Below are 13307 nucleotides of genomic sequence, written 5' to 3' on the forward strand. Positions count from 1 at the left end.
GCTCATGTCGAATTTTACAGCCACGCCTAAAAAAAATCCCTTATGGGACGGCTAATTCTGGTTGCATGCTATTACAAATTTCCACGAAACCAGTGCTTTACTTTGTCCCACCACTGATTATCGTTACGCACGGGCTGAGTTTTTCCCTCTGCAGCCTCTTCTTGCTGCATTGCGTACATCAATAATCCAACTCCGGTGGAGTAAATTGGATTGCTCACGATATCGCTCAATCCAGAAATTCCTTGAGGCACTGCGAGACGTACCGGCATATGGAAAATTTCCTCAGCCAGCTCTACCGCACCCTCCATTTTTGAAGAGCCTCCTGTTAAAACCACTCCTGCTGCGCACAGATCTTCAAATCCACTGCGGCGCAATTCCGCCTGCACCAGAGTAAACAGCTCGTCATAGCGCGGCTCGACTACTTCAGCCAGGGCCTGGCGGGACAAATCCCGGGGCTCCCGATCTCCGACACTCGGTACTTTTATGGTTTCACCTTCCCGCGCAAGTTTTGCCAGGGCACAGGCATATTTTATTTTTAAATCTTCGGCGTGCGGTGTCGGGGTACGCAATGCCATCGCAATATCGTTAGTCACCTGATCCCCAGCGATGGGAATCACTCCAGTATGGCGAATTGAGCCACCGGTAAATACAGCAATATCGGTGGTGCCTCCACCGATATCGACCATACATACTCCGAGTTCTTTCTCATCTTCAGTCAGTACCGCGTAACTGGAAGCCAGCTGTTCGAGAATGACATCCTCCACTTCAAGACCACAGCGGCGGATACACTTCTCAATATTTTGTGCCGCATTGACGGCACCACTGACTAAATGCACCTTTGCTTCGAGGCGCACACCGGACATCCCCAGAGGCTCTTTTACCCCCTCCTGGTTGTCGATCAGGTATTCTTGCGGCAGCGTATGTAAAATTTTCTGATCTGCGGGTATAGCAACTGCACGAGCTGCATCAATTACCCGATCCAAATCCTGTTGGGTTACTTCACGATCTTTAATAGCCACAATGCCGTGAGAATTGAGACTGCGAATATGGCTGCCCGCGATACCGGCATACACAGAGTGAATTTCACACCCCGCCATGAGTTCTGCTTCCTCCACGGCACGCTGAATAGATTGCACGGTGGATTCAATGTTTACCACCACACCTTTTTTCATCCCGGTGGAGCGATGGGAGCCAATACCAACAATATTAAGGTCCCCGTTAGCAGATACCTCACCAACGATGGCAACCACCTTGGAGGTGCCGATATCCAGCCCAACAATCATGCGCTGATCGGATACTTGTGTCATTTTTGTGCCAACCTCGCTAGGCCATACCCCGGCTTTCCTTTCATTATCAACCGGATCAGCGCCTTCGCTTTTAAACTTTATCTTTCCACAGCGGCTACTGCCGCGTCCCTGTTTACTCTTGCTCGTTCTTCCACTGAACCGCTACCGCGTTACCGTAACGAGTATCTACCTCGGCTACTTTTTGTAAATAAGGAGCAAGTAACCCGCGACTCAAAGTGAGAAAGCGGTTAACACGCTCCAGCAGTGCCTCATGACCGAGTTTTAATTCAATTCCCGACATCAACTCCAGATGCCAGCCACTAAGGTCATCAAATGACAAGCGCTTCACTTCCATATCCCGCGTAGTCAAAAGCCCCGCAAGCGCTTGGTATTGGGACATAATTTGCCCAACCAACTCTTCATCCCCGGCGAGCTCGGGTAGTGTACCCACCTGCATTTGTTTCGGCCGTGGCAGCAGTGCACCACTGGCAACCAACAAACGATCACGGCCCCAGATGGCAAGTGGCTGCGCCTCGCTGACTTCAACAACAACGCCTTTGGGCCAGCGGCGACTTATGGAAACCTTGGTAATCCACGGTTTCTCCAGCAATGCTGCGCGCATCGCGCGGATATCAACAGAAAAAAAACCCGCTTGCAAATACGGCAATAAAATTTCTTTAATCTGCTCTTCAGTTACAGCATTAAAGGTTCCGCGAACCTCAACTTGCTCCAGTGCATCAACTCGACTGAGCTGAATCGCCGGTAGGTGCTGCCACAACCAGTAGCCCCCACTAAGCAGCCCACCAAGCAAGAACATAAAGACACTGGTAAATAACCAGGGGCGCCAGTGGAATCCCCGCTTCTCTCTCTCTTTGAGAGGGCTGGCACCACGAATCGGGGCCCGGGGAGTCCCTGTATATTTTTTCTGTGCAGACCTCACTACCACTCAAGCCTCGAGGTCTTTCTCACCCAGACGCCATTCCGCCAACCTCTGTGAAAGAGCCCCAACATTACCCGCGCCCTGAGTCAGAACCACATCGCCGGGTTCCAGTAGATCAGCCAGGATCGGGGGAACCTGATCAACGGTTTCGACAAAAATGGGATCGACCTGGCCTCGATTGCGCAGGCTACGAGCCAAAGTCCGCCCATCCGCGCCGGCTATCGGTGCCTCCCCTGCACTGTAAACATCCAGCAAAATTAGTTTGTCGACCTCGGACAGCACCTGAACAAAATCCTCAAACAGATCTCGGGTTCGGGTATAGCGATGCGGTTGGTAAACCATCACTAAGCGCCGATCGGACCAGCCGTCGCGTACAGTCCTGATGGTTGCTGCCACTTCCCTTGGGTGGTGGCCATAATCGTCCACCAGCATCACTTTTTCTGCGTTACTGTCGTCACTAATAGAGAAATCTCCATAAATTTGGAAGCGACGGCCGACTCCTTGAAAACCTTGTAATCCCTTTTGAATAGCTTCATCACCGATACCCTCATCGGTAGCGACAGCAATTGCAGCAGTAGCATTCAATACATTGTGGATACCAGGAGTATTTACCGAGACCTCAAGCAGATCACCCGCCGGGCGCTGCACTTTAAAATGGCTTCGCAACGGCTCCTGTTTAACCTCGACAATGCGGAAATCATTGCCCTCAGCAAACCCATAAGTCAGCACCGGCCGGGAAAACTTGGGAATTACTTCCTGCACATTGGCATCATCGCCACAGACCACAGCAAGGCCATAAAAAGGCAGGTTATGGACAAAATCAATAAAGATCTGTTTGACCTTTTCAAAGTCCCCACCATAGGTTTCCATATGGTCCGCATCAATATTCGTGATCACCGTCACCATCGGTTGCAGGTGAATAAAAGATGCATCACTTTCATCTGCCTCAGCGATTAGATAACGACTTTCGCCCAATGCCGCATTGGCACCTGCCGAATTGACCAAACCGCCAATCACAAACGTCGGATCTTTTTTATCCGCAGCAAAAATCGAGGCTATCAGGCTGGTAGTTGTAGTCTTTCCGTGTGTACCCGCCACGGCAATACCATAGCGATAACGCATCAGTTCCCCGAGCATTTCCGCACGGCGCACCACCGGAATTCGGTTTTCGTGGGCGGCGACTAACTCTGGATTGTCGTCATGCACGGCCGAAGAGTTAACAACCACATCGACACCGCGGATATTTTCCGAACTGTGTCCAATTTCAACCCTAACACCAAGCTTTTGCAGGCGGTCTGTTACAGCTGATTCGCGCAAATCGGAACCAGAAACCTCGTAACCCTGATTCTGTAGCACTTCAGCAATGCCGCTCATGCCTGCACCACCCACACCGATAAAGTGGATGCGACGAATGCGGCGCATCGTCGGTACAGCATAACTTTTTTCCATATTGGCACGCTCAGAAGCCATACTTTCTAACCTTGATCCACTCATTTTTTATTTGCTATCTGACAAGAGCCAGCTGTTCAGCGCAGGCACCTACTACCTGCTCGGTTGCATCAATTTTTGCCACACTGCGCGCAGCTTTCGCCATCGCAAGCAACGCTTGAGGGTCTGAGAGAAGCTTCTGCAATAATTCTGACAGACTCTGTGCATCCATGGCGCTCTGCTGAATTACCACAGCGCCACCGGCATTCTGTAACCACTCGCCATTGCGTGTCTGATGATCATCAATCGCAAAGGGAAAAGGCACCATAATTGCGCCCACACCAGCGGCAGCGATTTCCGACACAGTCAGCGCCCCGGAGCGACAAATGATCAAATCTGCAACGCTATAGGCATCGGCCATATTCGCAATAAAAGGTACAACCTCTGCCTCTACTCCCGCAGCCTTATAAGCTTCTTGGGCCAACGCTGCATGACGTTCACCCGCCTGATGAACCACTTTCGGCCGTAGGGATAACGGCAGAAGAGCCACAGCTTTTGGCACCAGCTCATTAATTGCCACAGCGCCGAGACTGCCACCGAGCACCAGCAGGCGCAGTGGTGCCTCATTTCCGATACGCTGTTGCGGCTCAGGCAAACTCGCAATCTCAGTGCGCACCGGATTGCCAACCTGCTTAGCACCAGGCAAACCACTGGGGAAAGCCTCCAATACCCTACTCGCGATTCGAGCAAGCAGGCGGTTAGTGGTGCCGGCAACCGCATTCTGCTCGTGAATAATCAGCGGAATTCCACTGAGTCGTGCTGCTACACCACCGGGACCGGTGGCAAAGCCACCGAACCCGAGCACCGCATCTGGTGCTACCGCCCTTACCACGGCACGGGCCTGGACCACCGCGCGAAAAATCTGCAGAGGTGCCTTGAACAAGGCCAATTTGCCTTTGCCACGCACACCCTCCACACGAATACAGTGCAGTGGAATATTCGCCTCGGGAATTAAACGCGCTTCGATACCGCGCTGTGTACCCAGCCACTCAACACTGGCACCGCGCTCCTGCAAGGCTTTTGCCACTGCCAGTGCTGGAAATACATGGCCACCGGTACCTCCGGCCATCAGTAAAAACTTCTTATTGGCGAAAATTTTTTCTTCATGGGACATCAGACTACCTCCCCACTACCAACGCCAGCACTGGTGCGGCGCCGGACAAAAATTGGCAACTTCCCAAACAAACCAGGACTTTCCTCACTATCCCCGGCTTGCCCAAATTGCCCTCGCAATTCAGTGCGAATCCTCAAAGCCAACCCCAATAGGGCACAGCAAATAATCAAACTACTACCACCGGAACTGACAAACGGCAGGGTCAGCCCCTTAGTCGGTAACAACCCTGAAGCCACTCCCATATTCACAAAAGCCTGGCCAGCAATCTGTATTGCCATGCCAAATGCCAGTAAAGCCGCAAAAAATTTTTGTTGTGCCAGGGCTTCACGGACCAAACGCAATAGCGAACAGGTCAGGAGCACAAAAAGCCCAACAACAACCAAGCCGCCAAACATGCCCCACTCCTCGGCGAGGATGGCAAAAATAAAGTCGGTATGGGCCTCGGGCAGATAAAACAGTTTTTGCACGCTATTACCCAGCCCCACACCAAACCATTCACCACGACCAAAAGCGATGAGCGATTGGGTCAACTGATAGCCACTGGCAAACTGGTCTCCCCAGGGGTCTAGAAACGTTAGCAGGCGCTGCAAACGATAGGGGCTCATCAGCGCCATCAAGGCCAAACCGCAAGCCGCTGCCGCCACGAGTAAAAACGTGTGGGGTAAGCGTGCACCACCCAAAAACACCATCGCCAGCACTGTGCCGGAAAGTACTACCACAGAGCCGAAGTCCGGTTGCAATAACAGTAAAAAAGCAACCATCGTGAGAATAACCACCGGTACCATAAAGCTGCTCCAGTGGTGTAATTGCTTGCTGCGCCGGGTTAGAAAACTGGCAAAAAATACCAGCATGCAAAACTTCGCCACTTCTGCAGGTTGGATAGTAATTCCCGCAAACACCAACCAGCGTCGACTACCATTTACCTCTCGACCAATACCTGGCACCAATACCACGATTAAAAGCAGACAGGAAAACAGTAGCAGTGGCCAAGATAGGCGCGACCAAATAGCCAATGGGATCTGGCTTACCAATAACGCCGCAATTGCCCCAATTAACAAGAATACCAAGTGACGCTTCAGGAAATACCAAGGGTCTGCATAAATATCTGTAGCAAAAGCGATCGACGCTGAAGCCACCATCACAACGCCGATGCTCACCAGCGCCAAAACGCTAAAAGGTAAAAGAGCATCGAGAAAATCACGCCTGGTATTTAGGGAGGGCAATTCACTCATTGCCCCTCCCGTGAGCACTCACACAGCGTCGCTACAATATTGCGAAAGTCTTCACCACGCGCTTCAAAATTGCGATACATATCAAAGCTGGCACACGCCGGGGAGAGCAACACGTAGTCTCCGCTATGCGCCAAAGTTCGGGCCTTACTCACAGCATCCGCCATAGAATCAGCGCTGAGTGTCCTGCACTGACCGGCAAACACGCTGGCAATTTTGTCGCCATCAACACCGATTGAAACCACTGCACGCAAGGAGCCTCCGCTTTTCTTCAATGCGGAAAAGTCTGCACCTTTACCATCTCCACCTGCGATTAAAACTATTTTACGGGTTGAGGTCGCCAATCCATCCAACGCGGCCTGTGTTGCACCTACATTAGTGCCCTTAGAGTCGTTGACATAAGTTACGCCATGTAAATCCGCCACGCGCTCACAGCGATGTGCCAAGCCAGGGAAACTACGCAGCACCGACAGCATTGCCGCCATGGGCAGTCCCACTACAGTACCCATGGCCAATGCAGCCAAAGCGTTGGCAATATTATGCTTGCCCACCATCGCCAGCTCATCGACCGGCAATAACTGCTCACTTCCTTGAGCCAACCACTCACGCTCCCCAGATAAGCACACACCAAACTGTTTTAAGTCCGGCCGATCAAGGCCGAAAGTCCACTCACGCCGCTCGCGCGACAGAGGTCCCTGGCTCAGGGGGTCTTCGCGATTAACCACAAATACTTCTGCACCGCGATAAATCCGTTGCTTCGCCCGGTGATACTCCAACATACTGGGATAGCGGTCCATATGGTCCGCACTCATATTCAAAACAGTCGCTACTGTTGGAGTGAGGGAATAAGTTGTCTCCAATTGGAAACTGGAAAGCTCCAGTACAAACAACTCCGGTAAGGGGTCATCCAATAAATCGAGCACCGGTACGCCAATATTGCCACCCACCCGCACAGAAATATTGGCGGCTTTAGCCATTCTGCCAAGTAGTGTCGTGACCGTGCTTTTGCCGTTAGAACCAGTAATCGCGGCCAATTTCGCTTTGGACTGCTTTCGCACTAAAGCCTGGGCAAATAATTCAATATCACCAACAACCGGAATACCCTCGGCAACCGCCTTTTGCAAAACCGGCTCCGCTAAGGGCACACCAGGGCTGACAATAATTAAACTGGCCGCAAGTAAAGTGTCTGCACGTAGTGGGCCGGTTTCCACCGCGACCTGGGGAAATTCCCCTTGAAAAGCCGCAAGCCCTGGAGGGTTATCACGGCTATCCACCACCACCGGGGTATGACCATGACGCAGCAGATAGCGCACCACCGATTGCCCGGTAGCGCCCAGTCCAATTACCACTTTGTGCTGCGAAGAAGTCGCGATCAGGCTCATTGTTTTTTTATCGGAGTTTCAGTGTTGCCAGTCCAGCCAGAACCAGAATTACCGTGATAATCCAGAAACGCACGATTACCCTCGGCTCGGGCCAACCTTTCAATTCAAAATGGTGGTGCAGCGGGGCCATGCGGAAAATACGCTTACCCGTCAACTTGAAGGACGCAACCTGCAGGATGACTGAAACGGTTTCCATCACGAACACGCCCCCCATAATAAACAGCACAATCTCGTGGCGAGTGATCACCGCAATGATGCCCAGTGCCGCACCCAGGGCCAGGGCACCCACATCCCCCATAAACACCTGCGCCGGATAGGTGTTAAACCATAGGAACCCTAAGCCTGCACCGCACAGAGCCGCACAAAATACAGCGAGTTCCCCCGCACCAGCAATCGCAGGAATATGTAGATAATCGGCAAATTCCGCATGTCCAGATAAATAAGCAATAATTCCCAGTGCCCCGCCTACCATCACCGTAGGCATAATTGCCAGGCCATCAAGACCATCGGTCAGATTAACCGCATTACTGGAACCCACCACTACAAAATAGGTCAGCAAAATAAAGGTGACGGGCCCAAGATTAATAGCGACGTCTTTAAAGAAAGGCACAAAGAACTGGGTTTCGGCCGGGCTGGTCGCACTCATAAATAAATATATGGCCGCCCCTAAACCGGCAATGGACTGCCAAAAATATTTCCAGCGCGCGATGAGGCCGCGGGGGTTCTTGTGTACAACTTTTTTATAGTCATCGACAAAACCTACCGCGCCAAAGACAAAGGTCACCAGTAATGTGACCCACACATAGCGATTACCAAGATCCGACCATAGCAGCGCCGAAGCAAAGATCGAGGCGAGAATCAGGGTGCCGCCCATAGTGGGCGTACCGGATTTACTCAAATGTGTTTCAGGGCCATCGTCGCGAATCGCCTGCCCCACTTGTAAATGGTTCAGCCAGTTGATCATGCGCGGTCCAACAATCAGGGAAATCCCCAGTGCGGTAAGGGCCGCAAGAATTGCGCGGACAGTTAAATAATTGAACACCGAAAAGGTGCTCACATGTTGTTGTAATAATTCCGCCAGCCAAAGCAGCATTACGACTCCCCTCTGCTGTTGCCAAGCAGGGCCTGAGCGACCAGTTCCATACGGGCACTACGAGAACCCTTCACCAAAACAGTGGTGTTGTTATCTAATTCATGGGTCAGAGCCGCGATCAACGGCTCCCGCTCCCGGTAATTCTGCAGGGGCTCTTTACCCCCATGGCTAAATGCCAAGCTGGCTGCAGTGCCTAATGGTCCCAGGGTAAACAGCGCATCAAGCCCTCGCTCTCTCGCCAGATCACCCACGTCGCGATGCATGCCCTCAGCATCTGGCCCCAACTCCGCCATGTCCCCAAGCACCAGGATTCGTTTTCCTTGTCGTTGTGCCAATAGCTCAATAGCCGCACCTACAGAACCCGGATTCGCGTTATAACTATCGTCGATAACTGTGGCTCCACAAATACCGCGCTGCTCCTGCAAGCGGCCGCTGACACCTCTCAGGCTTGATAGCCCCTGAACAATTTCTTTTGCCGATATCCCCGCAGCAAAAGCACAGGCTGCCGCTACTAGAGCGTTGTGCACGTTGTGCTCTCCAAGTAGCTGAAGCTGCAACGGGTAGCTAAGCCCTTCAATCACTAGGTCAAATCCGGCACAACCACTATTATTCAGGACAATATTTTCCGCAAAGATTTCACACTGGCTGGCAAGCCCCACCTCTAAAGTACGCACACCTTCGGGCATTCGCCCGCGCCAATAGTCTGCGTAATTATCATCGGCATTGATAATTGCGGTTCCACCGACATCCAACCCTGTATAAATTTGACCTTTGGCTTTGGCGATGGCGTCAATAGAACCAAACCCTTCAACATGAGCGGGCATAACATTATTGACGGCACTCACTTGTGGCTTGCCGATACTACACAGATAAGCAATATCGTCAGGTCCATTCGCCCCCATCTCCAAAATCAGTACATCGTGCTCTTCGCTGAGGCCGAAAAGGGTTATCGGCAGACCGTACTGGTTGTTTAGGTTGCCTGCAGTCACACAAGGTGTGTGGCGTTGGGAAAAAATCGCCGATAGCATTTCCTTAACCGTGGTCTTGCCACAGGAACCAGTAATCGCAATTACTGGACCAGAGAATTTCTCACGACACAGCAGACCAATTTGTCCGAGTGCTACGGTAGTATCTTTCACCCGCCACTGAGGCAGGCTGCAACCCCGAACCTCCCGATCAACAACTAAGCCAAGTGCCTGACCATCAAGCTCTCCGACAAAATCATGAGCATCGAAATTGTCACCAACCAATGCAACAAACAATGCTTGGGGGTTTAATTTACGAGTATCTGTGCACACTTCAGAAAATTCGACCGAGCCATTGATCAACTCACCACCGAAGCGCTCTTGCAGTTGCTTAAGAGATAACGACCCAATCACTGGGCTTCCCCCTTCATCCCTTCAACCTTGAGGGGCTTACCCATACGCCGAAGCAACGCAGAAGCTGCCTGCTCACGATCGCAAAAATGAATTTTTTCGCTGCCGATAATCTGGTAATTCTCATGGCCCTTACCAGCGATCAGCACTATATCTCCCGGCTGTGCCGCAGCCACTGCCTGGCCAATAGCCTTGGCCCGATCAATTTCTACTTCAATATTACTGGCAGCACCTTCGAGGATATCGTCGATAATTTTTTGCGGCTCTTCACTGCGGGGATTGTCGCTGGTAACAATGGCCCGATCGGCCATTTCCGAAGCTATACGCCCCATTGAAGCGCGCTTGCCAGTATCACGATCACCGCCACAGCCAAATACACACCACAATTTCCCACGGCAATAAGGGCGTGCAGCGGCCAACGCCGCTCGCAATGCATCTGGAGTATGGGCGTAATCGACCAACACTCCCACTTCATAGACACCTTCGACTTGAACCCGCTCCATACGACCGGGCACCCCCTGAATAGAGGGAAAAACCGTGAGAATTTCCTCGAACGGCATGCCCGCCGAAGCAGCAGCAGCGATAACTGCAAGTGCGTTATAAATATTGAAATCGCCAATCAGCGATGCATTGAGTTCACCACTCCCCCAGGGAGAGCTGAGCTGGACAGAAAAGCCTTTTTCATGACGACGTAAATCTGTCACATGCAGGTCGCCCGCCTGCAGGCCATAGGTCATTACACGCAACCCGCGCAATCTGCAACGCTCCGCCAGTTGAGCGCCGAAAGGGTCATCCAGATTTATAATGCCGCGCTTTAATTTTGGCAGGCCAAATAATTTCTCTTTGGCAGCCCCGTAGGCTGCCATATTGCCGTGATAATCCAGGTGGTCGCGGGAAAGATTGGTAAAAATTGCGGTATCAAAAATAAGACCATGTACTCGGCCCTGTGACAGGGCATGGGAGGAAACCTCCATCGCCGCAGCACCTACTCCGCGTCGGCAAAAATCAGCAAAGTCCTCCTGTAGCCGCACAGGATCAGGAGTTGTGAGCCCCGTCTCATGCAGCTCAATCACCCCGTGATTCCATATGCCATTGCCAATGGTACCGATCAGGGCAGCGCTGCCAAAATGCCGAGCCAATAACTGGGAGGTGAGATAAGCACAGGTAGTTTTACCATTGGTGCCGGTCACTCCCACCAAATGCATTTTTCCGCTGGGATTATCGTGGAAGCGCGCGGCTATTTCCCCCACCCGCTTAGCAAGCCCGGGTACGGTAACCACAAGGATATCCTTGTGGGTTTTACATTCCAGTTTGTCCCCATCCGCCAACACTACGGCAGCGCCAGCTTCTATTGCAGCATCAATATATTCCCGCCCATCCACGACAGAGCCGCGCAACGCCATAAAAGCATCGCCAGCTTTCACCTTGCGGCTATCCAGAGCTACACCACTAACAGGTACATCGGGTATGCTCGCGTATCCGGGCACCAATTCCTGCAGGGAGATAAATGATTGTTCGCGCTGAGTCACGACTTTGAACCCCTTCCGGTTAACTGCGCGGCCAGCTGCCGTTCCGCCGGCTCTTTAAGCTCTGGCGGCACTTGCAGCAGGCGCATAGCCCCAGCCATCACAGCGCCAAATACCGGCGCTGCCACTTCACCGCCGTAGTACTTCGCCTGGCTGGGATCGTCTATTACTACAACCGCGGCAAGGCGCGGCTTGTCTGCGGGAATAAACCCCGCAAATACTGAGCGGTAGCGATTATCGGCATAACCACCACTACCAACCTTGTGAACAGTGCCAGTCTTGCCCGCCACTCGGTAACCCTCTACAGCGGCTTGACGGCCAGTGCCGCGGCCAACTACGGTCTCCAGCATGGCGCTCACATCCTTAACAAGCGGCCCTTCGACTACCCGCTGCGCCTCAGAACCGGGCTTATCCTCAGATAGAATCAGGGAAACCGGACGTTTAAGCCCACCGTTAGCCAACACGCTGTAGGCCTGGGCCAATTGCACCCCATTCACGGTTAAACCGTAGCCGAAGGCAAAATTAGCCCGCTCGATTGGGTGCCAGCGGTTGCGGCTAGGTAGGATTCCCGGCGTCTCACCAGGAAAACCACTGCCAACCGCCTCCCCCAAACCCAGGCGGTAAAAGAGTTCTCGAAGCGTATTTGGTTCCAAATCCAAGGCAATTTTTGTAATACCCACCTGACTCGACTTGGTGATAATGCTGGTTAGATCCAACTTGCCGTAGTTGACCGGATCCACCAAAGTTTTACCGGGCACGCGGATATAACCCGGGCTTGTATCTATTTGGGTATGGGGCTTGTAGCGACCTGTCTCCAGCGCCGCCAATACCGTCAAAGGCTTTACCGTAGAGCCCGGCTCAAACTGATCAATCAGGGCGCGATTGCGCATGGCCGCCGCCCTAACTCCCTTGCGGTTATTGGGGTTAAAAGAGGGCTGGTTAGCCATGGCGAGGACATCGCCACTGTGGATATCCAAAATCACCATAAAACCGGAAGCGGCACCATTTTCTGCCACAGCACTTTTTAATTCCCGATAGGCGAGGTATTGCAGACGCATATCAATCGAGAGGCGCAACTCCTGACCGGGTTGAGCCTCTCTCTGAATAGCCAGCTCTTGCACCGTACGACCTTTCAGGTCCTTAACCACCTGCTGCGCACCTGGCTCTCCGGACAACCAGTTATCGTAAGCAAGCTCAATGCCCTCCTGACCGCGATCGTCGATATTGGTAAAGCCCAATAACTGCGCAACCACCTCGCCGGCGGGGTAGAAGCGGCGGTATTCCTTTTTGCTGTAAACACCGGGTAAATCGAGGGACAAGACCCGCTCCGCCTGCTCTGGGGTCAGGTGGCGACGCAGATACATAAATTCTTTATTGCGGTATTTTTCCAGGCGCGCGGTCAACTTATCCGACTTTAACCTCAGCGTCTTAGCCAGTTGCTTTACCTGTTCGGGACTGCTCTCGCGCAATAATTTGGGATTGGCCCAGAGGCTGTGCACCGGGGTGCTAACCGCTAACAGCTCTCCGTTGCGATCGACAATAGAACCCCGGTAGGCGGCTATCTCCTCGGTACGGATGGTGCGCGCGCGCCCCTGATCCTGCAGGAAGCGATATCCCCGCTCTGCTGCAGGAACCACCTGCAAACGCGCTAAGTGAGAGACCAGTGCCAGGGCGAGCAGGCACAACAGAACCGCTACCAGCACAAAGCGCCAGCGAGCGATTCCCGGTTGAACTTGCTTTTTCTTTACTGCGCCCATAATTTTCCAATTTGGCGTTATATTGTCATCCTGAGGACAAACCTCTTAGCGGGGCGATTTAACCGGCACCCCGACAGCGCATCGATAAACAAATTTTCTTATGTTTATTAAGTCAA

Annotated in this window: 10 protein-coding genes; all 10 read right to left on the reverse strand. The window is 52.5% G+C overall.

Features of this window, described 5'->3' with window-relative positions:
- Window positions 1-71: 71 nt before the first annotated feature.
- The 10 genes from ftsA to MJO52_RS15955 all read right to left on the reverse strand — a co-directional run bounded on the left by ftsA (window position 72) and on the right by MJO52_RS15955 (window position 13191).
- On the reverse strand, window positions 72-1307 hold the full coding sequence (gene ftsA, locus MJO52_RS15910; protein WP_252082959.1) for a cell division protein FtsA: 1236 nt from the start codon (window positions 1305-1307) through the stop codon (window positions 72-74).
- Window positions 1308-1419: 112 nt separating this feature from the next.
- Complete coding sequence (locus tag MJO52_RS15915) at window positions 1420-2226, reverse strand: cell division protein FtsQ/DivIB (RefSeq protein ID WP_252082960.1); 807 nt, start codon at window positions 2224-2226, stop codon at window positions 1420-1422.
- Window positions 2227-2232: 6 nt separating this feature from the next.
- The gene (gene murC / locus MJO52_RS15920) at window positions 2233-3675 is read right to left on the reverse strand and encodes a UDP-N-acetylmuramate--L-alanine ligase (RefSeq protein ID WP_435583648.1); all 1443 of its coding nucleotides are present in this window, start codon (window positions 3673-3675) and stop codon (window positions 2233-2235) included.
- 55 nt (window positions 3676-3730) lie between these two features.
- Window positions 3731-4828: an undecaprenyldiphospho-muramoylpentapeptide beta-N-acetylglucosaminyltransferase gene (murG, locus tag MJO52_RS15925; RefSeq protein WP_252082962.1), complete on the reverse strand. Its 1098-nt coding sequence runs from the start codon at window positions 4826-4828 to the stop codon at window positions 3731-3733.
- A complete protein-coding gene (gene ftsW, locus MJO52_RS15930) occupies window positions 4828-6060 on the reverse strand; it encodes a putative lipid II flippase FtsW (protein WP_252082963.1) in 1233 nt (410 codons plus the stop codon). Before ftsW ends, murG begins: the two co-directional genes overlap by 1 nt.
- Window positions 6057-7439 (reverse strand): UDP-N-acetylmuramoyl-L-alanine--D-glutamate ligase, encoded by a 1383-nt coding sequence (gene murD, locus MJO52_RS15935; protein ID WP_252082964.1) that lies wholly within the window; start codon window positions 7437-7439, stop codon window positions 6057-6059. Before murD ends, ftsW begins: the two co-directional genes overlap by 4 nt.
- Window positions 7440-7446: 7 nt before the next feature.
- On the reverse strand, window positions 7447-8532 hold the full coding sequence (gene mraY / locus MJO52_RS15940) for a phospho-N-acetylmuramoyl-pentapeptide-transferase (RefSeq protein ID WP_252082965.1): 1086 nt from the start codon (window positions 8530-8532) through the stop codon (window positions 7447-7449).
- Complete coding sequence (locus MJO52_RS15945) at window positions 8532-9911, reverse strand: UDP-N-acetylmuramoyl-tripeptide--D-alanyl-D-alanine ligase (RefSeq protein ID WP_252082966.1); 1380 nt, start codon at window positions 9909-9911, stop codon at window positions 8532-8534. Before MJO52_RS15945 ends, mraY begins: the two co-directional genes overlap by 1 nt.
- The gene (locus MJO52_RS15950; protein ID WP_252082967.1) at window positions 9908-11437 is read right to left on the reverse strand and encodes a UDP-N-acetylmuramoyl-L-alanyl-D-glutamate--2,6-diaminopimelate ligase; all 1530 of its coding nucleotides are present in this window, start codon (window positions 11435-11437) and stop codon (window positions 9908-9910) included. Before MJO52_RS15950 ends, MJO52_RS15945 begins: the two co-directional genes overlap by 4 nt.
- Window positions 11434-13191, reverse strand: a complete 1758-nt coding sequence (locus tag MJO52_RS15955) for a peptidoglycan D,D-transpeptidase FtsI family protein (protein WP_252082968.1) — start codon at window positions 13189-13191, stop codon at window positions 11434-11436. The genes MJO52_RS15950 and MJO52_RS15955 overlap by 4 nt, the downstream gene beginning before the upstream one ends.
- Between the last annotated feature and the right edge of the window lie 116 nt (window positions 13192-13307).

Origin of the sequence: Microbulbifer variabilis, assembly GCF_023716485.1 — a bacterium.
In the GTDB taxonomy this organism is placed as follows: Bacteria; Pseudomonadota; Gammaproteobacteria; order Pseudomonadales; family Cellvibrionaceae; genus Microbulbifer; species Microbulbifer variabilis_B.

Coding starts and splice junctions, on each gene's coding strand:
- MJO52_RS15955 (WP_252082968.1), bottom strand. CDS start 13,191: ATGGGCGCAGTAAAGAAAAAGCAAGTTCAACCGGGAATCGCTCGCTGG.
- mraY (WP_252082965.1), bottom strand. CDS start 8,532: ATGCTGCTTTGGCTGGCGGAATTATTACAACAACATGTGAGCACCTTT.
- ftsA (WP_252082959.1), bottom strand. CDS start 1,307: ATGACACAAGTATCCGATCAGCGCATGATTGTTGGGCTGGATATCGGC.
- murG (WP_252082962.1), bottom strand. CDS start 4,828: ATGTCCCATGAAGAAAAAATTTTCGCCAATAAGAAGTTTTTACTGATG.
- murC (WP_435583648.1), bottom strand. CDS start 3,675: ATGGAAAAAAGTTATGCTGTACCGACGATGCGCCGCATTCGTCGCATC.
- murD (WP_252082964.1), bottom strand. CDS start 7,439: ATGAGCCTGATCGCGACTTCTTCGCAGCACAAAGTGGTAATTGGACTG.
- ftsW (WP_252082963.1), bottom strand. CDS start 6,060: ATGAGTGAATTGCCCTCCCTAAATACCAGGCGTGATTTTCTCGATGCT.